The organism is Halomonas sp. HMF6819 (genome assembly GCF_044335525.1).
Taxonomy (GTDB): Bacteria; Pseudomonadota; Gammaproteobacteria; order Pseudomonadales; family Halomonadaceae; genus Vreelandella.
Window position 1 is genome coordinate 85,879 of record NZ_JBIQVY010000002.1, and the last position, 23,327, is coordinate 109,205.

The 23,327-nt window shown below is 65.2% G+C and carries 18 protein-coding genes; 6 read left to right on the forward strand and 12 right to left on the reverse strand.

All coding sequences use genetic code 11. From position 1 onward, the window contains the following. Window positions 1-13 precede the first annotated feature (13 nt). The 3 genes from ACGLWX_RS06365 to ACGLWX_RS06375 all read right to left on the reverse strand — a co-directional run bounded on the left by ACGLWX_RS06365 (window position 14) and on the right by ACGLWX_RS06375 (window position 4,907). Window positions 14-751 (reverse strand): SPOR domain-containing protein, encoded by a 738-nt coding sequence (locus tag ACGLWX_RS06365; protein ID WP_396238288.1) that lies wholly within the window; start codon window positions 749-751, stop codon window positions 14-16. A gap of 3 nt (window positions 752-754) precedes the next feature. After that, window positions 755-2,440 carry an arginine--tRNA ligase gene (argS, locus tag ACGLWX_RS06370; RefSeq protein WP_396238289.1) on the reverse strand — a complete coding sequence of 562 codons (1,686 nt, stop codon included), beginning with the start codon at window positions 2,438-2,440 and terminating at the stop codon, window positions 755-757. A 208-nt stretch (window positions 2,441-2,648) separates the two neighbouring features. Beyond that, window positions 2,649-4,907 (reverse strand): primosomal protein N', encoded by a 2,259-nt coding sequence (locus tag ACGLWX_RS06375; RefSeq protein WP_396238291.1) that lies wholly within the window; start codon window positions 4,905-4,907, stop codon window positions 2,649-2,651. Window positions 4,908-5,063: 156 nt separating this feature from the next. Between ACGLWX_RS06375 and rpmE the strand changes: the two genes are divergently transcribed. Then, complete coding sequence (rpmE, locus tag ACGLWX_RS06380) at window positions 5,064-5,279, forward strand: 50S ribosomal protein L31 (protein WP_252106245.1); 216 nt, start codon at window positions 5,064-5,066, stop codon at window positions 5,277-5,279. Window positions 5,280-5,578: 299 nt separating this feature from the next. After that, window positions 5,579-6,850 (forward strand): malic enzyme-like NAD(P)-binding protein, encoded by a 1,272-nt coding sequence (locus tag ACGLWX_RS06385; RefSeq protein WP_252106246.1) that lies wholly within the window; start codon window positions 5,579-5,581, stop codon window positions 6,848-6,850. Between the two features lie 209 nt (window positions 6,851-7,059). On the opposite strand, the gene ACGLWX_RS06390 is transcribed toward ACGLWX_RS06385, so the two are convergent. Then, window positions 7,060-7,878 carry an acyl-CoA thioesterase gene (locus ACGLWX_RS06390; protein WP_396238293.1) on the reverse strand — a complete coding sequence of 273 codons (819 nt, stop codon included), beginning with the start codon at window positions 7,876-7,878 and terminating at the stop codon, window positions 7,060-7,062. A gap of 66 nt (window positions 7,879-7,944) precedes the next feature. On the opposite strand from ACGLWX_RS06390, the gene tadA reads away from it, so the two are divergent. Continuing rightward, entirely contained in the window at window positions 7,945-8,397 is a 453-nt protein-coding gene (gene tadA, locus ACGLWX_RS06395; protein ID WP_396238295.1) for a tRNA adenosine(34) deaminase TadA, read from the forward strand. Window positions 8,398-8,415: 18 nt separating this feature from the next. Beyond that, window positions 8,416-8,955: a sterol desaturase family protein gene (locus ACGLWX_RS06400; protein WP_396238297.1), complete on the forward strand. Its 540-nt coding sequence runs from the start codon at window positions 8,416-8,418 to the stop codon at window positions 8,953-8,955. Here the strand turns inward: ACGLWX_RS06400 and crtB are convergent. The 7 genes from crtB to mltF all read right to left on the reverse strand — a co-directional run bounded on the left by crtB (window position 8,882) and on the right by mltF (window position 16,982). Beyond that, window positions 8,882-9,820 carry a 15-cis-phytoene synthase CrtB gene (crtB, locus tag ACGLWX_RS06405; RefSeq protein ID WP_396238299.1) on the reverse strand — a complete coding sequence of 313 codons (939 nt, stop codon included), beginning with the start codon at window positions 9,818-9,820 and terminating at the stop codon, window positions 8,882-8,884. The two genes, ACGLWX_RS06400 and crtB, sit on opposite strands and share 74 nt — an antisense overlap. Beyond that, on the reverse strand, window positions 9,817-11,313 hold the full coding sequence (locus ACGLWX_RS06410; protein WP_396238301.1) for a phytoene desaturase: 1,497 nt from the start codon (window positions 11,311-11,313) through the stop codon (window positions 9,817-9,819). Before ACGLWX_RS06410 ends, crtB begins: the two co-directional genes overlap by 4 nt. After that, the gene (crtY, locus tag ACGLWX_RS06415; protein WP_396238304.1) at window positions 11,306-12,481 is read right to left on the reverse strand and encodes a lycopene beta-cyclase CrtY; all 1,176 of its coding nucleotides are present in this window, start codon (window positions 12,479-12,481) and stop codon (window positions 11,306-11,308) included. Before crtY ends, ACGLWX_RS06410 begins: the two co-directional genes overlap by 8 nt. Continuing rightward, window positions 12,465-13,757, reverse strand: coding sequence for a glycosyltransferase (locus tag ACGLWX_RS06420; RefSeq protein ID WP_396238306.1), 1,293 nt, complete (start codon window positions 13,755-13,757; stop codon window positions 12,465-12,467). The genes crtY and ACGLWX_RS06420 overlap by 17 nt, the downstream gene beginning before the upstream one ends. Before the next feature lie 22 nt (window positions 13,758-13,779). Next, window positions 13,780-14,691 carry a polyprenyl synthetase family protein gene (locus tag ACGLWX_RS06425; RefSeq protein WP_396238308.1) on the reverse strand — a complete coding sequence of 304 codons (912 nt, stop codon included), beginning with the start codon at window positions 14,689-14,691 and terminating at the stop codon, window positions 13,780-13,782. A 174-nt stretch (window positions 14,692-14,865) separates the two neighbouring features. Beyond that, window positions 14,866-15,495, reverse strand: coding sequence for a YtfJ family protein (locus ACGLWX_RS06430; RefSeq protein ID WP_396238310.1), 630 nt, complete (start codon window positions 15,493-15,495; stop codon window positions 14,866-14,868). Window positions 15,496-15,542: 47 nt separating this feature from the next. Next, complete coding sequence (gene mltF, locus ACGLWX_RS06435) at window positions 15,543-16,982, reverse strand: membrane-bound lytic murein transglycosylase MltF (protein ID WP_396238312.1); 1,440 nt, start codon at window positions 16,980-16,982, stop codon at window positions 15,543-15,545. Between the two features lie 164 nt (window positions 16,983-17,146). Here mltF and purL point away from each other — a divergent pair, with 164 nt between their 5' ends. Further along, a complete protein-coding gene (gene purL, locus ACGLWX_RS06440) occupies window positions 17,147-21,079 on the forward strand; it encodes a phosphoribosylformylglycinamidine synthase (RefSeq protein ID WP_396238314.1) in 3,933 nt (1,310 codons plus the stop codon). A 94-nt stretch (window positions 21,080-21,173) separates the two neighbouring features. Here purL and ACGLWX_RS06445 read toward each other — a convergent pair whose 3' ends face one another. Beyond that, the gene (locus ACGLWX_RS06445) at window positions 21,174-21,407 is read right to left on the reverse strand and encodes a hypothetical protein (protein WP_396238316.1); all 234 of its coding nucleotides are present in this window, start codon (window positions 21,405-21,407) and stop codon (window positions 21,174-21,176) included. Between the two features lie 114 nt (window positions 21,408-21,521). On the opposite strand from ACGLWX_RS06445, the gene ACGLWX_RS06450 reads away from it, so the two are divergent. Further along, window positions 21,522-23,309 (forward strand): DEAD/DEAH box helicase, encoded by a 1,788-nt coding sequence (locus ACGLWX_RS06450; protein WP_396239422.1) that lies wholly within the window; start codon window positions 21,522-21,524, stop codon window positions 23,307-23,309. The last annotated feature ends 18 nt before the right edge of the window (window positions 23,310-23,327 follow it).

Consider the following 23,327-nt stretch of genomic DNA (forward strand, 5'->3'; position numbering starts at 1 on the left):
CACGCGGGGCGCGCTAGTTTTGCAGCTGAATCAACAGCGGCTCGATGCCCTGGGTGGCCATCAGGTCCTGGGCGCGGTTGAGCTCGCGGGTGTCCTCGTAAGGCCCCACCTGAACGCGGTGCCAGATATCGCCGCTGGCCTGCACCTCGGTGATCTGCGCCAGCAGGCTCAGGTTGCGAAGCCGCGAGCGCAGCTGCTCGGCGTCCGCAAGCTCCTTGAACGACGCCGCCTGCAGCATATAGCGGTTGGGCGTGGTGGGCGTCTGCGCCGCGGGCTCGGCCGGCGTTGCCGGGGCGCTTTGGGCCTGCTCTTCCGGGCGAGTGTTGGCGGCGATCACTTGGGCGATCGGATCGTCGCCGGAGGCGCCGTCATTCTCGGCGCCCGCCGGCGGTGCTTCCGGGCGATTGACCGTCGAGGGCAGCGCCCCGCCGGGGGCGATGACTTCGGTTTCCGGCAGCAGGGTGTAGAACTCGAAGGTCGGCATCGAGGGCTCGGCGTCACCTTCGGTCTGGCGCGCGGCGCTACGCTCGTCGCTACCCGGCGGCTTTGGCAGCACCGTCGCCTCGGGCGTGGCGTTTTGCTCCTGCCAGGGGGCGGTGCCGTGCTGATGCTGGGCCAGAAAGAAACCCACGGCGATACCGGCCAGCGCCCAGAGCCAGCCCGGCAAACGAAAACCGCTGCCGGGCTCTTTCGGCGTTTTACGCTGGCTGGTTGCTCCGCGGCGGCTGGGCCGCTTGCGCGCTTTGGCCATGGTTTACATCTCCTCCGGGGCGCTGACCCCCATTAGATCGAGCCCGTTGCGCAGCACCTGGCGGGTGGCCAGGCCCAGCGCCAAACGCGCGTTTCGAGTCGCGTCGTCGTCGACCATCACTTTCACCGCGTTGTAGCAGGTGTGAAAGTCCGCGGCCAGATCCAGCAGATACTGGGAAATCTGCTGCGGCTCGCGGGCGCGGGCGGCCTGCTCGACCACTTCCGGGTAGCGCGCCAGGCGATTGAGCACCGCCTTCTCCTGGTCACTATCAAGGATCGCCAGATTCGCCATCGCCTGATCGAAATCGAAGGCGCGAGAGTCGGCGTCGGCCTTTCGCATCATGCTGCACACCCGGGCGTGGGCGTACTGCACGTAGTAGACCGGGTTGTCGTTGGACTGCGAGCGGGCCAGATCGATATCGAAGGTGAGCTGGGAGTCCGCCCGGCGCGCGGCGAGGAAGAAGCGCGTGGCGTCGCGCCCCACTTCGTCGATCAGATCGCGCAGGGTGACGTAGCTGCCGGCGCGCTTGGAGAGCTTCACCTCGACGCCGGAGCGGGTCACCATCACCATCTGGTGCAGCACGTAGTCCGGGTAGCCCTTTGGAATGCCGACTTCCAGCGCCTGAAGCCCGGCGCGTACGCGGGTGACGGTCGAGTGGTGGTCGGCGCCCTGCTCGTTGATTACTGTCTTGAAGCCGCGGTTCCACTTGTTGTGGTGATACGCCACGTCCGGCAAAAAGTAGGTATAGCCGCCGTCGGTCTTGCGCATCACGCGGTCCTTGTCATCACCGAAATCGGTGGTGCGCAGCCACATCGCGCCGTCTTCCTCATAGGTGTGGCCGTTGTCGATCAGCTGCGCGACGGTCTCCTCGACCTTGCCCTGCTCGTAGAGCGAGGATTCGAGGAAGTAGACGTCGAACGCCACGCCGAAGGCCTTGAGGTCCAAATCCTGCTCGCGGCGAAGCCAGGCGACGGCGAAATCGCGAATGGCGTCGAGATCTTCCGGGTCCGCCTTGCCGGTCACTTCCCGGTCGTCGGCAGAGACGGTCTTGCCGGCCAGATAGTCCTGGGCAACGTCATTGATGTAGTCGCCGCGGTAGCCGTCTTCCGGCCAGCTGTCGTCGTCCGGGCCGAGCCCCCTGGCGCGGGCCTGTACCGAGAGGGCTAGGTTCTGGATCTGGGCGCCGGCGTCGTTGTAGTAGAACTCACGGGTCACTTCAAAACCGGTGGCCTCCAGCAGCCGGCTCAGGCAGTCGCCGATCGCGGCACCCCGGCCGTGGCCTACGTGCAGCGGGCCGGTCGGGTTGGCGGAGACGAACTCGACCTGCACCTTCTCGCCCTGGCCGACGAGGCTTCGCCCGAAGGCGTCGCCGGAATCGAGCACCTGCACGATGATCTGCGCGGCGGCGTCCGTGGCGGCAAAGAAGTTTATGAAACCGGGGCCGGCGATCTCGGTGTTGGCGATCGCGTCGCTTTCGGGCAGCGCTTCGACGAGCTGCTCGGCGAGCTCACGCGGCTTCATGCCGGCGGGTTTAGCCAGCATCAGCGCCAGGTTGGTGGCGTAGTCGCCGTGGGCCTTATCCTTTGTCGGGTCGATCTTGATCGTCGGGGTCAGATCAACAGGCAGCACGCCCTGGTGCTTGAGCGCGTCGATGGCGCCCTGGAGCAGGGAAGTGATCGTCTCTTTCATTTGAATATCCGAAATTTTGGGTGGCGGCGTGTGCGTCTAATCGTGCGCGTTCGGTAAAAAAGGGGCGGTCGATGTTGACGTTTGAGAGCATCGACGCAAAAAGGCCCGGTACACGTAAAACCGCCATTATCGGCAATTGGCGCTCACTTTCAAAGCCGTATCGGGTTCGAAAGCGAGCACTCGCCGTCTTGTCTGGGCTCTCACTCGCTTACGCCAGCGTCTGCGGGTCGATATCGATCGACCAGCGTACGCTGCGCGCCTCGCGGTGAGCGTCCAGCCACTGGACTAGGTAGTTGGCCGCGGCGTGGCGCTGGCTGCGCTTGTCCGCGGCGATCAGCACGTGCACGTGGTAGCGGTTTTGACGCCGTTCCATCGGCGCGGGCACCGGCCCCAGACAGCGCGCCTGCACGCTGGATACTTTGAGCCACTCTCTCAGCGCCTGGGCGGCGCCCTGGGCAAGCGAAAGCGCGGCCTGCTCCTTTGGGCTCTCCAGACGTAGCAGCGCCATGAAGCCAAACGGCGGCAGTTTGGCTAGCCTGCGCTCCTCGAGCAGGTTGCGCGCAAGCGCCCCATAGCCGTGCTCGGCCAGCTGGCCCAGGTGCGGGTCGTCCGGGTGCAGGGTTTGGACCAGCACCCGGCCCGGATGGGCAGCGCGCCCGGCGCGCCCGGCCACCTGTTCGAGCAGCTGGGCGCTGTGTTCGAGCGCGCGAAAGTCCGCGCTGTAGAGCCCGCCGTCGGCGTTGATCACCACCACGAGCGTGACGTGGGGCAGGTGGTGGCCCTTGGCGAGCATCTGGGTGCCGACCAGAATGCACGGCTCGCCGCGGTGAACCTCCTTGAGCACCTGGTCAAAGCTGTCCTTGCGCCGGGTGCTGTCGCGGTCGATGCGGTAGATCGTGGTGTCGGGAAAAAGCCCCGTCAGCGTCTCCTCGGTGCGCTCGGTGCCGGCGCCGAGCGCGCGTAAATCGCCGCTGCCACACTCGGGGCAGGCGTCCGGCAGCGCCCGCCGGCTGTCGCAGTGGTGGCAGGCCAGAAGCGGCGGCTGGCGGTGCAGCGTCATGCGCGCGTCGCACTGGTCGCAGTCCGCCATCCAGCCGCAGCCATGGCAGGCAAGGCGCGGGGCGAAGCCGCGCCGGTTGATGAACACCAGTACCTGCTTGCCGGCGGCCAGCGTCGACTTGATCGCCTTGAGCGCGCCGGGCAGAAGCCCGCCCTGGCGGCGCTGATGGCGAAGGTCCAGAAGTTCGAGTTTGGCCGGCGGGTGGCGGCTCGGGCGCTGGGTGAGACGCAGGTGGCGGTAGTCGCCGCCCAGCGCGCGCTGAAGGCTTTCAAGCGACGGCGTGGCGCTGCCCAGCAGAAGCGGTATCTGATGATGGTGGGCGCGCGCAACGGCCAAATCGCGGGCGTGGTAGCGAAGCCCGTCGTGCTGCTTATAAGAGCCGTCGTGCTCTTCGTCGACGATGATCACCCCGGGTTTGGCCAGCGGCGTGAAGATCGCCGAGCGGGTGCCGATCACGATCAGCGCTCGCCCGTCGGCGGCGGCTTCCCAGGCGTCCATGCGCTCGGCGTCGTTGAGCCCGGAGTGCAGCGCCACCACCGGCACCTTGAAGCGGCTTTTAAAGCGCGAAAGCGTCTGCGGGGTCAGGCCGATCTCCGGCACCAGTACCAGCGACTGCTTGCCCTTGGCGGCGACCGCCTCGATCAGCTGCAGATAGATCTCGGTCTTGCCGCTGCCGGTAACGCCTTCCAGCAGGCAGGGGTGGTAGCCGTTCAGGTTTTCGTGCAGCGCGGCCAGCGCCGTTGCCTGCTCGCGGTTGAGCGCAAGCGACGGCGAGGCGAGCAGGCCCGATGCGGTGTCGACCCGCCGGCCCGCCTGGCGGGAGAGCTCCGTTGAAGTGATCAGTCCCTTGCGGGCAAGCGCGCTGAGCTGCTCTTTGGTATAGCCGTGGGCGCTGATCGCCTGGGTCGGCAGGCCATGGGCGTGCTGGCGCAAAAGCGCGTAGAGCTCGGCCTGTTTGGGGGCGTTTTTAAGCGAATCCGGCGTCTGCTCGCCGACGGCCTGCCACTGGGTGACGGTGCGTCCGGCCATGGGGTAGCCCTGACGGAGCCTTGCCGGCATGGCCAGCTGCATGGTGTCGCCCAGGCCGTGCTGGTAGTAGCGCGCGGTGAAGTGGCAAAGCCACTGCCAATCTTCTGGCAGCGGCGCCTCATCGAGCACCTCGGAAATCGGCTTTAACTTTTCGCGGGGCAGCGCGCTTTGCGCGAGCAAATTAATGACTACGCCCACCACGTCGCGCCGGCCAAACGGTACGCGCACGCGAAGCCCCGGCTGCCAGCCGCCGGCCGGCGGCTGGCAGCCGGGCAAATAGTCGAACAGCTGACGCAGCGGCGAGGGCAGGGCCACCTGAAGCGCGCCGGGGGCCGTGGGCGCCTTTGGAGCGGGCGTTGAAGAAAAGAAAGCGGGCAATTGGCCTCCGGCGTAAAAGTTGCTAGAATATGCGCCCGCTACACGTTTTACCAACCCGGTTTTATGTGAGCGACTATCCGGTTAAGCAGTTATTTCAACCCCCTATGCGGTGCCTGGCAACGGATCAGGTGGCGGCATAAGCGAGTGAGGTTCACGATGAAACAAGGTATTCACCCGAATTACAACACGGTCACCGCGACGTGTTCTTGTGGCAACGCCTTCCAGGTGGGTTCTACCTCCGGTCAGGACTTTTCTCTGGACGTGTGCTCCAACTGCCACCCGTTCTACACGGGCAAGCAGAAGCAAGCGACCACCGGTGGCCGCGTAGAGCGCTTCAACAAGCGCTTTGGCGCTGCCATGAAGCGCGGCTAAAACGCCCGCTTGCCGGCACGCACGTGCCGGTGCCAAAAACCCACGCCTCGGCGTGGGTTTTTTTATACCCATGAAATAATGGAAAGTTTTTCCATAAATGCTGCGGCGCATCAATAAGCAAAGCGTTATGGCTCGAGCGCTTTGCTATAAGTTCTACCAAATAGAGGCTAAAAGTTTTTATTTTTAAGCAAAGTGACGTCAAATGTCGATATTCGTGTTTAGGTTGACGGCGCTTGAGGCTCTTCGGCTTTTTCTATACTCTTGAGTCACTTTTCAACTTTAGGATGACGGATTTGACCATGACAGATGCGAACCGGCAGGCAGCGCTCGACTATCACGCTAACCCCATTCCAGGAAAGCTATCGGTCGAGTTGACCAAGTCCACCGCCACCGCTCGTGATCTGTCGCTGGCTTACAGCCCGGGCGTGGCGGAGCCGGTACGCGAAATCGCCGCCGATGCCGAAAACGCCTACCGCTACACCGGCAAGGGCAATCTGGTCGCGGTCATTTCAGACGGCAGCGCCATTCTGGGCCTCGGCAACCTGGGGCCGCTGGCCAGCAAGCCGGTCATGGAAGGCAAGGGCGTGCTGTTCAAGTGCTTCGCCGGCATCAACTCGGTCGATATCGAGGTCGACGCCGAGAACCCGCAGGCGTTCATCGACACCGTGGCGCGCATCGCCGACACCTGGGGCGGTATCAACCTCGAGGACATCAAGGCGCCGGAGTGCTTCGAGATCGAGAAAGCGCTGATCGAGCGCTGCCGGGTGCCGGTCTTTCACGATGACCAACACGGCACCGCGATCGTCACCGCCGCGGGCATGCTCAACGCCCTGGAGATCGCCGGCAAGCGCATCGAAGACGTCAAAATCGTCTGCATGGGCGCAGGAGCGGCGGCGATCGCCTGCATGCGCCTTCTGATCAGCTGCGGAGCCAGCGCCGAGAACCTGGTGATGCTCGACCGGCGCGGCGTGATCCATAGTGGGCGCGAAAACATCAACGAGTACAAGGCGGAATTTGCCCGCGATACCGAGATGCGCACCCTGGATGACGCCATCGACGGCGCTGACGTCTTCATCGGCCTCTCTGGCCCTGGCCTTTTGAGCGCCGAGCAGGTCAAGAAGATGGCCAAGGATCCGGTCATCTTCGCCTGCACCAACCCGGATCCGGAGATCCACCCGGACGTCGCCCGCGAGGCGCGCCCGGACGTGATTATGGCGACCGGCCGCTCGGACTTCCCTAATCAGGTCAACAATGTACTGGGCTTTCCGTTCATCTTCCGCGGCGCTTTGGACGTGCGCGCCACGCGCATCAATGAGGCGATGAAGCTCGCCGCGGTGCACGCGCTGAAGGACCTGGCCCGCGAGCCGGTGCCGGAAGAGGTATTGAACGCCTACGAGCGCACCGAGATGAGCTTTGGCCGCGAGTACATCATCCCCACGCCGGTGGACGTACGCCTGCTCGAGCGCGTCTCCTCCGCCGTCGCTCAGGCCGCCGTGGACTCCGGCGTGGCGCGCAAGCCGTATCCGGCGCACTACCCGCTGAAGACGATCAACAACGTGTATGGCGGCTAGAAAAGCTTTCGAACAGATCGACAAAGCCCGTCATTGACGGGCTTTTTTGATTGAAGGGCTGTGGAGCCCCCCAATATACTTGCGCCCAGAAGCAAGTCTGAGCGGGGGTCTTTCGCCAGGGATGGCGAAAGTAGCCTACAAGGACGTATTCATGGCGCCCCCGCGCAGGGTTGCTTCTGGGCCCACCACCCGAGATCCTTTTCAACGAATCATGCCTGCGGGTAGCGCGTCAGCCCTTCCTGAGCGGTGGAGGCGACCAGCCGCCCTTGGCGGTCGAAGATGCTGCCGCGGGCAAGTCCTCGGGCGCCGCCGGCCCAGGGCGAGTCGATGGAGTAGAAGAGCCACTGGTCGACGCGGGTGTCCTGGTGTAGCCACAGCGCGTGGTCGAGGCTTGCGATGCGAAGCTGCGGGTCGCCGAACTCGACGCCATGGGGAATCAGCCCGGTGGTCAGCAGATTGAAGTCCGATGAGTAGGAGAGCAGGTGGCGGTGAAGCGCCGGATCCTCGGGCAGCTCCCCCTTGATGCGAAACCAGAGCCCGCGTCCAGCCGGGGCGGCGGGCGTCGGGTTGTGGTCGAGGTGCAGAAACTCGATCGGATGGCCGGGAAAGCGCTCGTGCTTGACGTTGCCTTCTTCGATCAGCGCTTCAGGGGCCGGCACGTCGGGCATGGTGAGCTGGTGCGTAAACCCTGGCTCCGGGCTTTGAAACGAGGCGCTGCAGAAAAAGATCGGCCGGCCCTTCTGGATCGCGGTGATGCGGCGGGTGGTGAAGCTTTTGCCGTCGCGTACGTTGTCCACCTGATAGACCACCGGGCGGTGTGGGTCGCCCGGGCGCAGAAAGTAGCCGTGCTGGGAGTGGGGCAGACGCTCGGGTTCCACGGTGCGCGACGCCGCTGCCAAGGCCTGGCCGAGCACTTGGCCGCCGTAGAGCTGGGGAAAGCCCAGATCCTGGCTCTGGCCGCGAAACAGCGTCTCCTCCAGGGTTTCGAGATCCAGTACGTTCAATAGCGTCTTCAGCGCGTCGTTCATTCTCGGTATCCTATGGCGTTTAGCCGCTTTCTCGATCGACTGGCTACCTTAGCGGAGTTCGCCCCGATGCGCAGCGACGAATTTTACATGTACCGGGCGCTGGATCAGGCGCACCGGGCCGCCGCCGCCGGCGAGGTGCCGGTGGGGGCGGTGGTGGTCGACCCCAAAGGCGAGATCATCGGGGCCGCTCACAATGCCCCGGTCGAAAGCCGTGACCCCAGCGCCCACGCGGAAATTCGCGCGCTGCGCGCGGCGGGCGAGGCGCTTGGCAACTATCGCCTTGACGGCTGCACCCTGTATGTCACATTGGAGCCCTGTATGATGTGTGCAGGCGCCATGGTCCACGCGCGCATCGCACGGCTGGTCTACGCCGCCGCCGAGCCGCGCACCGGCATGGTCGAATCGAAGGCCAATCTGCTCGCCCAGCCCTGGTTCAATCACCGCGTCGAGGTCGAGGCCGGCGTACTGGCAGGGGCTTCGAAAAAGCTTTTGAAGGCGTTCTTTGCAGAGCGCCGCTAACCCATAGAAGGAGCCGCGATGCACGTGCTGCTCAATACGCTGATCGTAGTGCTCACCGTCGCCTCTATGGAAGTGGTGGCGACACTGGCCCACAAGTACATCATGCACGGCTTTGGCTGGGGCTGGCACCGCTCGCACCACGAGCCGCGCACTGGCTGGTTTGAGCGCAACGACCTTTATGCGGTGGTGTTCGCGCTACTCGCCATCGTGCTGATCGCTTACGGCACCGCCGGCGCTTGGCCACTGCAGTGGATAGGCGCCGGCATGACCGCCTACGGGGTGATCTACTTCGTGCTTCACGACGGGCTGGTGCACAAGCGGTGGCCGTTTAGCCTCATCCCGCGGCGCGGCTACATGAAGCGCCTTTACAAGGCCCATCGGCTGCATCACGCGGTGAAAGGCCGCCACGGCGGCGTGTCGTTTGGCTTCATCTACGCCCCGCCGGTGGAGAAGCTCGAGGCCACGCTGCGACGGCGCAAGGCCGCTAACGCGGGCGCTGCCAAAGGCTCAATGAGCGCGGAGTCGAGTTCCGCCGAGCGCGAGACCCCAGCGCGCTAGCCCCGCCGGCCAGCAAAAGCGCGACTTTTTCACTTCGTCCGGTACTTTGACGCCCGTTCCAAGCGAGCTTGCCCGCTCGGGTCACCTTCACGCCGATTTTGCGATACGCCCCGAGCGCGGTGGCGATCGCCCAGGCCGAGCGTAGCGGCAACTGCTCGATGCCGATGCGCGCCGAGGCATAATAAGGCTCCGCCGCCTCGATCAAGCGCGCCGAGACGCGCGCGAGCGCCTCGCGCTGATTCGGGTCGAGAATGTCTTCGACGCTCAAGCCTTCCTCACGCAGCCACTCGCCGGGCACGTAGCAGCGGCCCACTTCGGCGTCCTCGACGATGTCCCGGGCGATATTGGTGAGCTGAAACCCAAGCCCCAGATCGCAGGCACGATCGAGCACCGCCTCGTCGCGCACGCCCATGACGCGGGCCATCATCAGCCCCACCACCCCCGCCACGTGGTAGCAGTAGCGCAGCGTGTCCTCAAACGTTTCATAACGCTCGTCGCGCACGTCCATGGCGTAGCCTTCCAGATGATCGAACGCTTGAGAGGGCGGAATGGCGTGGGTCAGCGCCACCTCCTGAAAGGCGGCGAAGGCGGGCTCCTCCATCGGCTCGCCTTTGAAGGCGCGCGCGGTTTGGGCCTTGAGCTCGGCCAGGCGCGCCTCGCTCTGCGCTTTTTGCTCGCCTTCCGAGGGCGCGTTGTTGAAGCCCAGGGTTTGATCGTCGATCACATCATCGCAGTGGCGACACCAGGCGTAGAGCATCAGCGCGGCCCGGCGCGTTTGCCGGTCGAAGAGTTTCGAGGCGCTGGCGAAGCTCTTCGAGCCCGCGGCCATGGTCACGGTAGCGTGATCGAGCAGCGCCTCGCTCATGCGTTTTCCTTCTCTGACGTTAGCCGCTCCACCATCAGCCTAGCGGTCGCCTTGGCGGAGCCGATCACGCCGGGGATGCCCGCGCCCGGGTGGGTGCCGGCGCCGACCAGATACAAATTGTCGATCTGGCTGTCCAGGTTGTGCGGGCGAAACCAGGCGCTCTGGGTCAGAATCGGCTCGATCGAAAACGCCGAGCCCTGGTGGGCGCCGAGCGTATCGCGAAAATCGAAGGGCGTGAACGTGCGGTGGGTGACCAGCTGGCTGCGTAATCCCGGCATGTAGTGCTTCTCCAGATAATCGAAGATGCGCTCGCGCAGTTTCGGGCCTTCAACCTCCCAATCGAGCGCAGCGGTGCCCAGGTGCGGGACCGGGGCCAGCACGTAGTAGCTGCCGCATCCTTCCGGGGCAAGCGAGGGGTCGGTGACACACGGCGCGTGCAGGTAGAGCGAGAAATCCTCGGCCAGCCCGTCGCTATTGAAGATTTCGTCGATCAGCTCGCGATAGCGCGGCCCAAAGCAGACCGTGTGGTGGGCGAGCTGAGTATGGTTATGATCAAGGCCAAAGTAGAGCACGAACAGCGAGTTGCTCATGCGCTTGCCCTTGAGCTTTTTGGCCCGCTTGGCCCCCACCGGGTGGTGGCCGAGGAGTTTTTCGTAGGTGTGCACCACGTCGGCATTCGACGCGACGGCCCGCGCCGGAATCTCGCGGCCATCATGGAGCGTCACGCCGCGGGCGCGGTTACCCTCCATCTCGATACGCTCGACCTTGGCATTGACCAGTATCTCGCCGCCTAGGTCCTCGAACAGTTTGGCCATGCCCTTGACCAGCGCGCCGGTGCCGCCACGGGGAAACCACACGCCCCATTTACGCTCCAGCGCGTGGATCAGCGTGTAGATCGACGAGGTGGCAAACGGGTTGCCGCCGACAAGAAGCGAGTGAAACGAGAACGCCTGGCGCAGGTGCTCGTCCTCGATGTACTGCGATACCTTGGCGTAAACGCTCTTCCAGGCCTGCAGCTTGGCAAGCTGGGGGGCGGCGCGCAGCATGTCGCGAAAGCTCAAAAACGGCACCGTACCAAGCTTGACGTAGCCCTCGTCGAACACCGCCTTCGAGTAGTCGAGAAAGCGGTGATAGCCCTCGACGTCCTTGGGGTTGAAGTGTTCGATCTGGCGCTCGAGGTTGGTTTGGTCGTTATCGTAATTAAAGACCTCGCCGGACTCCCAGCAGAGCCGATAAAACGGCGTGACCGGCAGCAGCTCGACGTACTGGTCGATACGCTTGCCGACCAGTTCGAATAATTCCTCGAGGGCGCTGGGGTCGGTGATCACCGTGGGGCCGGCGTCAAACACGAAGCCTTCGTCTTCGTAGACGTAGGCGCGCCCGCCGGGCTTGTCGCGGCTTTCCAAAAGCGTGGTCGGAATGCCCGCGGCCTGCAGCCGGATGGCCAACGCCAGGCCGCCAAAGCCCGCGCCAATTACGATCGTTTTACTCATCTTTGAAGGCTCGCAGCCGAGGGGTTTGTTTAAGCACGGCCGGAATGGCCTCGCGCACCGGTACCGGGGGCTTGCCGGAGACGATGCGCGCCTTATCCAAAAGCGTGGGTCGACCGGCGTAGAAGCGTTCGATCAGGCCGTCGTTCAGCGTGTAGAAGCGCTGCATGACCTGCCAGCGCCGGTCCGGTTTGCCTGCCAGAAACAGCATGCGGTTGAGCATGCGAAAAAACCGCTGCTCCCGCCAGCGCCGCCGAGCGAAATTGTCGATCAGCTCGAACAGCGACGCGGCATCAAAATGCGTCTGTGCGGCGATCGCGTCCGCCAGCGCCACCGCGTGGGGCAGCGAGTAGCCGGTGGTGGCGTGAAAGAGCCCGGCGCGCAGCCCGCTTCTCGGCTGGCCCTGAGCGGTCTGCCAGAAGGCGTCGATGTCGCCGTCCAGGGTAATCGGCAGGTGGCCGTGCTCTTCTCGCTCAAGCGCTTCGAGCGCCCAGCCCTGGCGCTCGGCGTAGGCGGCGATGTTGTCGCGGGCCTGCGCCGGGTCCAGATCCGCCGCGTCGACGTAGTGGGTATCCTCGATCAACAGCGTGTACTCATCGAGCGGCAGGCTGTAGACGAAGCGGTAGCCGCCCTGCTGGTCGACGGTAGCGTCCATCATGATCGGCCGGGTCAGCCCGTGGGGCGTTTTGATCCGCCACTGCTGCCCCAGAAACGACTGGTAGCCGATGGTCAGGTGGGACGACGTTTCCGGGCCGCGCCCATCGATCACCGCGCCCGCCGTGAGCGCCGTGCCGTCCTCGAGCGTCACGCCGGTCGGGGTGACGGCGGCCACACGAGTATCGGTCAAAAGCCGCTCGCCGAGATTACCTTCGAGCACCTCGGCGAAGCGCTCGGCGGTCACGCTCAGGTAGTCGCTTTCCAGATGCCGGTTGAACGCGGGAAAGCGCACCTCGTAGCCGGGCCAGCGGTGGGCCACCAGCGGCTCGATCCAGGCGTGCTGCTCAGAGCTCAAATCGTGCTGGTGAAACGACCAGGTGTGGTTGCCGCCGGGGCGGGGGCCGGCTTCGATCACCAGCACGTCGAGGTTTGGGTGGCGCTTGCCAAGCCGCCAGGCGATCAGGGCGTTGGCAAGCCCCGCGCCGACGAGAATGAGATCATACGACTGCTTCATGGGCGCTCTCCGTGTAAACCGGGCGGTGCGTGGTCAGCGCCTGCTCGGCGATAGCGGCGGCGCGCTCGGCCCCGCCGGCGGCGCGAAGCGGTGCCTGGAGCGCGGTGAGCCGTTCACGATAATCAAACGCGTCGAGCCGGGCGAGCTTTTGCGCGAGCGTCGCCGGGCGCGAAAAATGGAAGGCGCGCTCGCCAAGGCCGTGATACAGCACCCGGGCCGCCACGCCTGGCTGGTCGAAGGCCAGCGGCACGACCAGCATCGGCGTGGCGGTGTCGATGGCATCCACCACGGTGTTGAGCCCGCCGTGGGTAATGACCGCCTCCGCGCGGTTAAGAGCCTCGCGCTGGTCAACGAAATCCACCGCTACTGTGGCCCCGGCGCGCGTAAGTGCTGCCTCTTGCGCTGCGTCCAGCTTGCCACAGTGGGCGATCAAAAGCGCCTTACCTTGGCGTTTGCACGCCCGGGCGATTTTCTTGAATAGTCCAAAGCGGTGGCCCTGCAGCGTGCCGAGCGAGGCGAACACGAAGCGCTCGGGAAGCGGCAGCTCCTCCAGGCGCCGGTGGCGGGCGCCGGCGTTAGGCAGGCGTAGCGGGCCGACGGCGTGGAAGGTGTCGGGAAGCCGTGTACGGGGGAAATCGAAGGCGAGCGGCGTCTGGCTGATCTGGGCAAGCGGTGACAGGCACTCGTGAAGCCCGCGGCGCGGCGAAAGCCCGAAGGCGAGGGCATGGCGTGCGACCACCTGCGCGTGGCGGCCCATCATTTGATCATAAATGCGCTCGCTGGTGGCGTACATGCCTTGAGCGCGCTCAGACTCGGCAAGGCGAAACGGCATCACCGGCAGCGGAAGGCCTGTCTCGCGATTGACCGGCAGCGCGCAGGCCACCGACACGAAGGGCAAGCCGAGCCCCTCGGCGACCAAAGCGCCGGCGGGCTCCATCTGATCGGCGATCACGCCGTCGATGCCGAGCGCCTCAAAGGCGGCGGGAAGCTCGCGACAGAGCATGTCGGTGGTCTCGGCCAGATCGCGAATCATGGCGAAGAGCCCCGCCCCGGAAGGGTTTGCCAGCCGGTCAAGCGTACGCGCCATGCGCCCTTCGGGATGGCTTTTTTGGCCCACCGCGAAAAAGCCGATGCGCGGCTCGCTGATCAGCGAGCGAGCGTCGGCCTGGTGGACGAACGTGACCCGGTGGCCGCGGGCGACCAGGCAGGCGGCGAGCGCCTCGAGCGCCTTGACGTGGCTGTAAAGCGCCGGGGCCACGATGGCGAAGTGGCTCATAAGGGAATCCCTGCTGGCCGGCTCAAGGTGCGCCGATCACGGCGAGCTGCTGGTGAAACCAGCCCTGCACGAAGGCGCGGGTGCGCCCGCCTTGGGGGCAGGCGGCGGCCAGGTGCGTGTCGGCGCGGGCCAAGTGAGCATCCAGGCGCTCGCGCACGGCGCGCTCGCCAAGCGTTGCCACCAGCGTCGACTTGCCGGCGTCTTGGTGAAGGTCCTTGCCCGTGCCCATCACGCCGTCGGCCAGGTCGTCGATCAGTTGAAAAGCCTGGCCGAGATCCTCGGCGAACAGCGCAAGCGCCTTTTGAACGTGTTCATCGGCGTTGGCCGCCAGGCCTGCCAGTGACAGCGTGGCGCTAAAGAGCTTGCTGGTTTTAAGGTCGTTGGTGGCGAGAATCGCATCGACGCTGCGCGCGCCGGCGCCTTCGCTCAAATCCAGAAACTGCCCCTCGACCAGCCCCTGAAGGCCTACCGCGCGGGCAAGCGTGGATACCGCCGTCGCGCGGCGCTCGCTTTCAAGCCCGGGCGCCTCGGCGGCGATGGCGTAGGCGTGGCTCAAAAGCGCCACCGCGGCCAGAATGGCGACGCTTTCACCGAACTGGCGATGAATGGTGGGGCGGCCGCGGCGAAGCTCGGCGTTATCCATGCAGGGGATGTCGTCGAGAATCAGCGAGGCCGCGTGGATCATCTCCACTGCGCAGGCGAGGTCGAGCAGGCCGTCGGTGTCGGCGTCGGCCGTAAGGTCCTGGGCGGTCAGCAGCAGCAGCAGCGGGCGAATCCGCTTGCCCGGGGCCAGCGTGGCCTCGCGCATCGCGCGGGCGACCCGCTCGGTTTCGGGGGCCGCCGGCAGGCGCTCGTCGAGTCGCCGCTCCAGGGCCGCGCGCAGCGCCTCGATTGGGTCTCGATGGCTTGTCAGTTGGTCGGCGTCGGCATTCATTAAAGCGGTCCCTGGCATTTCGTTGTTCGTGGCCATCGTTGCACATCAAGCGGCGAGCACGCGGCAACGCGCTCGCCAGGGGCTGGGCGCGCCCGTGGCCATTATGAAAAAGGTTTTAACATCAACGGGCAGTGCTTGAAAGCCACCGTGCGTGAAAGTCACGGCTCTTGAAAGTCAATGTCCGTTCTGGCCGAGCACCTGGGCGTCGAACCCGCTTGGCTCCGGCGCGTTTGAATCGAGCATCGCGTGGAGAAGCTCCATGACGTGGTTGACCTCATAAAGCGTCAGCGGGCCGTCCTTGGCAAAGCGTACGCGCCCGGCGGCGTCGTGGACGACCACCGCCGAGCCGCCGCGCTCGAGATTCCAAGCGCTCTGTACCGCGCTTTGGTCGTCCACCACGAACTGCACCTCGGGCGCGTCGCGCTTGCTGCCCTCGACGCTTTTGCGCACGAACATCGCACTGCCGAAGACCGCGTCGTCGGTGTTGACGATGGTGGTGGTCTGAAAGCGCTCGTCGGGAAACCGGGCCGCCTCGATCGCTTCGATGATCGGCGCGTTCAGGTCCTTGGCCGAGAGCCGCCCGGCGACGTGCAGCACCACCCCGACGCTGCCGGCAAGCGCGCTGGTGTCCCAGGGTTGGTAGCGCAGCGCGCCCTCCTCGAGCACGACTTCTCCGCGGTCCGCTACGCGCACCGCGGCCGGCGGCTCGCCGGTCTCGAAGGCGGCGGCGGGGGTGAGCGCTGTCGCTACCCAGAGCGTGGCGGCGACTAGCCCGGCCGCGGTTGACGTGAAGCGGTCTCGCATTGTGCTCTCCCTGGGGCAAACGGCCCCGGTGCAGGTGGTCGGTGTCGTCAAGGCGGCGCGCCGGCCTGGGCAAGGCCGGTCTGGCCGAGCTGGAAAAACTGCTGGCGGCTGCGCTCGACGTAGCTCAGCATTTCGTAATAACGGCGAATGTTGCGCACGTAGATCACCGGCTCCCCGCCGCGAGCGAAGCCGTAGCGGGTCTGGCTGTGCCAGCGGCGCTGCTGTAAAAGCGGCAGCGCCTCGCGTACGTCTGCCCACAGGTTCGGGTCGCCGCCGCGCATTTTTGCGATATCGCGGGCGTCATATAGATGCCCAAGCCCCACGTTGTAGGCGGCCATGGCCATGTAGAGGCGGTTGTCGCCGATGATCTCCTCGGGCAGGCGCTCCTCGAGGCTTCTCAAATAGCGCGCGCCGCCGTCGATGCTCTGCGCCGGGTCGCGGCGATTGCTCACGCCCAGGTCGCTGGCGGTGGGTTGGGTCAGCATCATCACCCCGCGCACGCCGGTGGGCGACACGGCGTCCGCGTCCCAGTGGGACTCCTGATAGCCCACTGCCGCCAATAGCTTCCAGTCGAAGCCGGTCGCCAGGGCGGCGCGTTTGAAAAGCGGCGCGAACTCGGGCAGGCGCTGGTCCAGGTGGCTCAAAAAGGTCCGCGTTCCGACGTACTCGAGATAGTCGTCGTGGCCGAAGTAGCGGCTGATCAGGCGCTCGAGCGCGCCGTTCTCGCGCTGCTCGTCCAGAAAGCGGTCCGCGGCTTCCAACAGCCCGAGCCCCTGGCCCGAGGGCAGTGCCCAGACCAGCGAGCGCGGCTCGCCCAGAGCGAAGCCACGCTCGACGTTGGGGAAAAACAGCCGGTTGACGCGAAACTGGTGATCGAAAATCACCGCGGCGTCGAGCTCCTCGTTTTCGACCATCGCCAGCAGCTCGGCGATTTCGCTGCCCTCCAGCGCCTGCCATTCGAGTTTGGGCAACGTCTCCTTGAGCGCTTCGAGCATCTGCTCGGTGCCCGAGGCGCTGAGCGTGCCGACCTTGAGCCCTTCCAGGTCGGCGGGGCCGTTGATGGCGTAGAGCCCGCGGCGATACACCACCAGCGGCTGCATGTCGATGATCGGCCTGGTGTAGTGAAGACCCGGCGTATCCGGGGCGAGCGGCAGAGCGGCGGCGCCGATGTCGCCCTGTTCGCGCACCGCGTCGAGCACCTCTTCCGGGGAGTGGCGCGCGTCGAGATTCAAGCTCACGCCAAGATACTCGGCGAAAAGGTGTAAAAGCTCGTACTCGAAGCCGGTCGGCCCCTGGCGGCCTTCATAGTAGGTGGTGGGCGTGGTACGGGTGTGGGCGGTGATGAAATCCCTTTCCAGCACGCGGTCCAAGTGCTCACGCGGCGTTTTGCCGGCGCCGGCGGGTACCAGCGTCAGCCAGACAATGCTGATGACGGCCCAGTAAAGGCGATAGTGGGCGAGAAAATGTCGGCAATACAGTGTCGGCATGGCGCGGGGTCGGTGTAAAACAGGCAGTCACCATACCCAGCCCGGTAGGCGCTGTCACCTTGTCGATTTCGTATCAAAGCCGCTTTCCAGTATCATGTGCGCCTGTCGCACTGCGGCTTGGTGATTTCCCGCTCGAACTCTCTTAGCTTTAGAGGCCCCCAGATATGCTCGAACTGCGAGGCGCGCCCGCCCTTTCTGCCTTCCGTCATGACCGGCTTTTAAAAGCGCTGCGTGAACGCGTTCCCGAAGTGACGGCGCTGGACGCCCACTACGTTCATTTCATCGACTGTGCGGCAGCACTCGACGACACCGCCCGCGCGCGGCTGGCCGAGCTTCTGGCGTACGGAAGCTTCGAGCCCCAGGACACGATCGAAAACCCGACCCGCCTGTGGGTGGTGCCGCGTCTGGGCACCCAGTCGCCCTGGTCGACCAAGGCGACCGATATCGCCCATAACTGCGGGCTTGGCAGCGTTCGCCGCATCGAGCGCGGCATCGAGTACCGGGTCGGGGGCGAGCGACTCGACGAGCAGCAGCGGGAAATCATCGCCGCCGAGCTTCATGATCGCATGACCGAAACCGTGCTGTGGGACGACGCCGAGGCCGAAAAGCTCTTCACTCGCCTGGAGCCGGCGCCGCTGGGGTCGGTCGATATCCAGCAGGGCGGGCGCGAAGCGCTGGCGGTGGCCAACGATGAGCTGGGGCTGGCGCTGACCGACGACGAGATCGACTACCTGGTCGATGCCTTCGGTGAGCTTGGCCGCAACCCAAGCGACGTCGAGCTGATGATGTTCGCCCAAGCGAACTCCGAGCACTGCCGCCACAAGATCTTCAACGCCGACTGGGTCGTCGACGGCGAGGCCACGCCGCAGTCGCTGTTCAAGATGATCAAGAACACCTTTGCAAGTTCGCCGGACAACGTGCTCTCGGCCTACAGCGACAACGCCGCCGTGATCAAGGGCAGCCAGGCCGGTCGCTTTTTCCCTCAGCCGCTGACCGGCGCTGCCGGCGAGCGCGCCCTGTACGGTGCTCATCAGGAGCCGATCCACATTCTGATGAAGGTGGAGACCCACAACCACCCCACGGCAATCGCGCCGTTTCCCGGGGCGGCGACCGGCTCCGGCGGCGAGATTCGCGACGAAGGCGCGACCGGCATCGGCGGCAAGCCCAAGGCGGGCTTGGCCGGCTTCACCGTGTCGAACCTGCGCATCCCCGAGTTCGTTCAGCCCTGGGAGGCGTTCGACTACGGCAAGCCGGAGCGCATGCAGTCGGCGCTTTCGATCATGCTCGACGGCCCCATCGGCGGCGCGGCGTTCAACAACGAGTTCGGCCGCCCGAACCTGACCGGCTATTTTCGCACCTACGAGCAGGACGTGCTCAGCGGTGACGACATCAAGCGCCGGGGCTTTCACAAGCCGATCATGATCGCCGGCGGGTACGGCAACATCCGCGCCCAGCACGTGCAGAAGGGCGATATCCCCATCGGCGGCAAGCTGATCGTGATGGGCGGGCCGGCGATGCTGATCGGGCTTGGCGGCGGCGCGGCGTCGAGCGTGACCTCCGGCACCTCGAGCGCGGATCTCGATTTTGCCTCGGTGCAGCGCGAAAACCCGGAAATGGAGCGCCGTGCTCAGGAAGTGATCGACCGCTGCTGGGCGATGGGCGACAAGAACCCGATTCGCTTCATCCACGACGTGGGCGCCGGCGGGCTTTCCAACGCCTTGCCGGAACTGGTCAAGGACGGCAACCGCGGCGGGCTTTTCGACCTGCGCGCAGTGCCCAACGCCGAACCCGGCATGAGCCCGCTCGAGATCTGGTGCAACGAAGCCCAGGAGCGTTACGTGCTGGCCGTCGCCCCGGAAGACCTCGACACGTTCGACGCCTTCTGCAAGCGCGAGCGCTGCCCCTATGCGGTCGTCGGCGAGGCGCTCGAAGAGCACCATCTACAGGTGCGCGACGGTCATTTCGAAAGCAAGCCCGTCGATCTTCCGATGAGCGTGCTGTTCGGCAAGGCGCCGAAGATGGAGCGCGCGTTCACCCGCGAGCACCCGGAACGTTCTGGCGTGATGCTCGACAACCTGGATCTGCGCGAGGCGCTGGATCGCGTGCTGCGCCTGCCGTCGGTGGCCTCGAAAAGCTTTTTGATCACCATCGGCGATCGCTCGATCACAGGCCAGGTGGCGCGCGATCAGATGGTCGGCCCTTGGCAGGTGCCGGTGGCGGACGTCGCCGTGACCACGGCGAGCTTCGATACCCACGCCGGCGAAGCGATGGCGATGGGCGAGCGCCCGCCGGTGGCGCTGATCGACCCGGCGGCCAGCGCCCGTTTGGCCGTGGCCGAGACGATCACCAACCTGGCCGCCGCGCCGATCGCCAAACTCTCCGATATCAAGCTCTCCGCCAACTGGATGAGTGCGGCGGACCGCCCCGGCGAAAACCAGGCGCTGTATGACGCGGTCTACGCCGTCGGCATGGAGCTCTGCCCGGCGCTCGGTATCGCCGTGCCGGTGGGCAAGGACTCGATGTCGATGCACACCGCCTGGCAGGGCGAAAACGCTAAAGGCGAAGCCGAGGAGAAGAGCATCACCTCTCCACTGTCGCTGATCGCCACCGGCTTTGCCCCGGTGACCGATGCGCTCGCCACCCTTACGCCGCAGATCAACATGGAGCAGGAGGAGTCCGACCTGATCCTGATCGATCTGGGCGGCGGCAAGAACCGCCTCGGCGGCTCGGCCTTGGGCCAGGTGTACGGCCAGCTCGGCGACGAGTGCCCGGACGTCGACGACCCGGAGGACATCAATGCGTTCTTCGAGGTGATCCAGGGGCTCAACCGTGACGGTAAGCTTCTGGCCTATCACGACCGAAGCGACGGCGGGGTGCTGGTCACGCTGCTGGAAATGGCCTTCGCTGCCCACGCGGGCCTGGAGATCAAGCTCGACTGGCTGATCGACGAGCCGGTCGAGGCGTTCAGCGCGCTGTTTTCGGAAGAGCTCGGTGCGGTGATCCAGGTCAACCGAGCGCACACCGAGGAGGTGCTGACCCAGTTCGCCGTGGCCGGTATCGAAACCTGCGGCGTGATTGCGCGCCCGCGCTACGACGACCAGGTGCGCGTCACGCTGTTCGAAGAGCCGCTGCTGGAAACCACGCGCCAGCTGACCCAGCGCACCTGGTCGGAGACCAGCTATCGGATGCAGGCGCTGCGCGACAATCCTGAGTGCGCGAAGAACGAATTCGACAACCTGATGGACCTGCGCGACCCGGGCCTTTCTGCGGCGCCGAGTTTCGATGTCAACGAGGACGTCAGTGCGCCGTTCGTCAACACCGCCAAACCCGCCGTGGCGGTGCTGCGCGAGCAGGGCGTCAACGGCCAGGTCGAAATGGCCTGGGCGTTCGACAAGGCGAATTTTGACGCCGTCGACGTGCACATGAGCGACATTCTCGAAGGGCGCGTGTCGCTCGACGAGTTCAAGGGGCTGGTCGCCTGCGGCGGCTTCTCCTATGGCGACGTGCTCGGCGCCGGCGGCGGCTGGGCGAAGTCGATTCTGTTCAACGAGCGCGCCCGTGAGCAGTTCCAGGCGTTCTTCACCCGCGACGATACGTTCAGCCTGGGTGTGTGCAATGGCTGCCAGATGCTCTCGCAGCTGAAGCCGCTGATTCCCGGCGCCGAGAGCTGGCCCGAGTTTCTGCGCAACGAGTCCGAGCAGTTCGAGGCGCGCGTGGCCATGGTGCGGGTCGAGAAAAGCCCGTCGATTCTGCTCTCCGGCATGGAGGGATCGACGCTGCCCATCGCCGTGGCCCACGGCGAAGGCCGCGCGGCGTTTCGCGACAGCGCCCATCTGCGCAGCATGCAATCAAGCAGTCAGATCGCGCTTCGCTACATCGACAACTACGGCCAAGTCACCACGCGCTACCCGGCCAACCCCAACGGCTCGCCTTCGGGCATTACCGGGCTGACCACGCCGGATGGCCGGGTCACCATCATGATGCCCCACCCGGAGCGCGTCACTCGCGCGGTGACCAACTCCTGGCGGCCAAGCGATTGGACCGAGGACGGTGCCTGGCTGCGGCTGTTCAGAAACGCCCGCGTCTGGCTGGGCTGATACGCGGCTCGCGTTCTGGCGTTGGGCCTGGCGCATAAAAAAAGCGGTGGCAGGAAAGCATTTCCTGTCACCGCTTTCGTTTGCAGCATGCTGGCTACTCGTGAACGCGAAGCTCGGTCTGATCGCGCCTTGGGGCGGTGGGCACGTTGAGTTCGCTTTCGAGCTCGCTGAGGGTTTGCTGGTAGCGCTCGACCAGCGCCTCATAGCGTCCAAAATCGTGGCCGCAATCCATGCAGTAAACGTGGACCGTATCGCGGCGGGTAGCAGGCAAACGCTTCAGGCGGCTTCCGCAGCTGGGGCAGTCGGCGCTAAAGTGATTGGTAGGCATATCGCACTCCTTAAACGTTCCGGGTTCCCCAGTATTTAAAAAATGTTAAACCATCTCTCCCTAATCGTGTGAGTCACACCCTTTTTAAAAGTTCAATAGCAGGCTAGCGACGTGATCGAGAACAATGGCGTACCTCTGCCCGAACTTCGCGATTACCAGCGCCAGGCGGTAACGCGGGTCATCGAGCATTTTCGCGCCGGGAGCGACCCCGGGGTGGTCGTACTGCCTACCGGCAGCGGTAAATCCCTGGTGATCGCCGAGCTCGCCCGCCTTGCCCGGGGGCGAGTGCTGGTACTGGCCCACGTGCGCGAGCTGGTCGAGCAGAATCACGCCAAGTACCAGGCCTACGGGCTAAAGGCGGATATCTTCAGTGCGGGCTTGAAGCGCAAGGAGTCGAGTCGCCAGGTGGTGTTCGGCTCCGTTCAGTCGGTGGTGCGCAATTTAGACGCCTTCGAGGACGACAACTTCACTCTGCTGGTGATCGACGAGTGCCACCGGGTGTCGCTGGAAAAGACCTCGAGCTACCGCCAGGTGATCGAGCATCTCAGGCGTCAAAACCCGTCGCTCAAGATTCTCGGGCTGACCGCCACGCCCTACCGGCTGGGGCAGGGTTTCATCTACCACCGCCACTACCACGGCATGGTGCGCGGCGACGCAGAGAGCTTTTTCACCGACTGCGTGTTCGAGCAGCCGCTGCGCCTGATGGTCAAAAAGGGCTATCTCACCGCGCCGGAGCGCTTCGATATGGCGGTTGCTGGCTACGATTTCTCGCGCCTGGTGCCGGCCCCGGGCGGCCAGTTCGCCGAGCGCGAGCTCAACGAGGTGGTGGCCAAAAGCCGCGCCACGCCCGGCATCGTCGAGCAGATCATCGAGCGCGCCCGCGAGCGCCACGGTGTGATGATCTTCGCCGCCACCGTGGCTCACGCCGAAGAGATCACGGGGTATCTGCCGGACGGCGAAGCGGCGCTGATCACCGGGGAAACGAAGGCGGTCGAGCGCGAGCGGCTGATCAACGCGTTCAAGGCGCGCGCGCTCAAGTATCTGGTCAATGTCTCGGTGCTGACCACCGGGTTCGATGCGCCCCACGTCGACGTGATCGCCATTCTGCGCCCCACCGAGTCGGTGAGTCTTTACCAGCAGATCGTTGGCCGCGGTTTGAGATTGTCGCCGGGCAAAACCGACTGCCTAGTGCTCGATTACGCCGGCAATCCCTGGAATCTTTACGCCCCGGAAGTGGGCGAGCCGCGCCCGGACAGCGACGCTGAGCCGGTGCAGGTGGTGTGCCCGGTCTGCGAACACGCCAATCTGTTCTGGGGCAAGCGCGACGGTGAGCTGGTGCTCGAGCACTTCGGTCGGCGTTGCCAGGGGCTCGTCGAGAACGAACAGGGCAAGCGCGTGCAGTGCGATTTTCGCTTTCGCTTCAAGGTGTGCGATCAGTGCGGCGCCGAAAACGACATCGCCGCCCGGCGCTGCCACGGCTGTCAGACGCTTCTGGTCGACGCCGACGACAAGCTCAAGGATGCGCTGAAGCTAAAGGACGCGAAGGTGCTGCGGGTCAGCGGCATGGACGTGGAGGCCACCATCAACGGGCGCGGCCTGCCCCGGCTCAAGGTCACCTATTTCGACGAGGACGGGACGAGCTTGAGCGAGTGGTTTGCGCTGGAAACCGCCGCCCAGCGCTACGCTTTTTACCACGCGTTTCTGCAGGACCACGCTCGCGCCCCGGGCGTCGAGTGGAAGCCCACCTCCGCCGACGAAGTCGTGGCCGAGCGCCGCCGGCTGCGCCGCCCGGATTTCGTGGTAGGGCGCAAGGTAGGGCGCCACTGGCAGCTTCGCGAGAAGCTCTTCGACTACCAGGGGCGCTACCGCAAGGCCTTCGATGCCGGCGGCGATGTCTCGTGAGTCGTGCGCTGTTACACT

What these genes read in the sequence shown, in the direction of transcription:
- ACGLWX_RS06365 (WP_396238288.1), bottom strand. Translation starts at nt 751, where the DNA reads ATGGCCAAAGCGCGCAAGCGGCCCAGCCGCCGCGGAGCAACCAGCCAG.
- argS (WP_396238289.1), bottom strand. Translation starts at nt 2,440, where the DNA reads ATGAAAGAGACGATCACTTCCCTGCTCCAGGGCGCCATCGACGCGCTC.
- rpmE (WP_252106245.1), top strand. Translation starts at nt 5,064, where the DNA reads ATGAAACAAGGTATTCACCCGAATTACAACACGGTCACCGCGACGTGT.
- ACGLWX_RS06385 (WP_252106246.1), top strand. Translation starts at nt 5,579, where the DNA reads ATGACAGATGCGAACCGGCAGGCAGCGCTCGACTATCACGCTAACCCC.
- ACGLWX_RS06390 (WP_396238293.1), bottom strand. Translation starts at nt 7,878, where the DNA reads ATGAACGACGCGCTGAAGACGCTATTGAACGTACTGGATCTCGAAACC.
- tadA (WP_396238295.1), top strand. Translation starts at nt 7,945, where the DNA reads ATGCGCAGCGACGAATTTTACATGTACCGGGCGCTGGATCAGGCGCAC.
- ACGLWX_RS06400 (WP_396238297.1), top strand. Translation starts at nt 8,416, where the DNA reads ATGCACGTGCTGCTCAATACGCTGATCGTAGTGCTCACCGTCGCCTCT.
- crtB (WP_396238299.1), bottom strand. Translation starts at nt 9,820, where the DNA reads ATGAGCGAGGCGCTGCTCGATCACGCTACCGTGACCATGGCCGCGGGC.
- ACGLWX_RS06410 (WP_396238301.1), bottom strand. Translation starts at nt 11,313, where the DNA reads ATGAGTAAAACGATCGTAATTGGCGCGGGCTTTGGCGGCCTGGCGTTG.
- crtY (WP_396238304.1), bottom strand. Translation starts at nt 12,481, where the DNA reads ATGAAGCAGTCGTATGATCTCATTCTCGTCGGCGCGGGGCTTGCCAAC.
- ACGLWX_RS06420 (WP_396238306.1), bottom strand. Translation starts at nt 13,757, where the DNA reads ATGAGCCACTTCGCCATCGTGGCCCCGGCGCTTTACAGCCACGTCAAG.
- ACGLWX_RS06425 (WP_396238308.1), bottom strand. Translation starts at nt 14,691, where the DNA reads ATGAATGCCGACGCCGACCAACTGACAAGCCATCGAGACCCAATCGAG.
- ACGLWX_RS06430 (WP_396238310.1), bottom strand. Translation starts at nt 15,495, where the DNA reads ATGCGAGACCGCTTCACGTCAACCGCGGCCGGGCTAGTCGCCGCCACG.
- mltF (WP_396238312.1), bottom strand. Translation starts at nt 16,982, where the DNA reads ATGCCGACACTGTATTGCCGACATTTTCTCGCCCACTATCGCCTTTAC.
- purL (WP_396238314.1), top strand. Translation starts at nt 17,147, where the DNA reads ATGCTCGAACTGCGAGGCGCGCCCGCCCTTTCTGCCTTCCGTCATGAC.
- ACGLWX_RS06445 (WP_396238316.1), bottom strand. Translation starts at nt 21,407, where the DNA reads ATGCCTACCAATCACTTTAGCGCCGACTGCCCCAGCTGCGGAAGCCGC.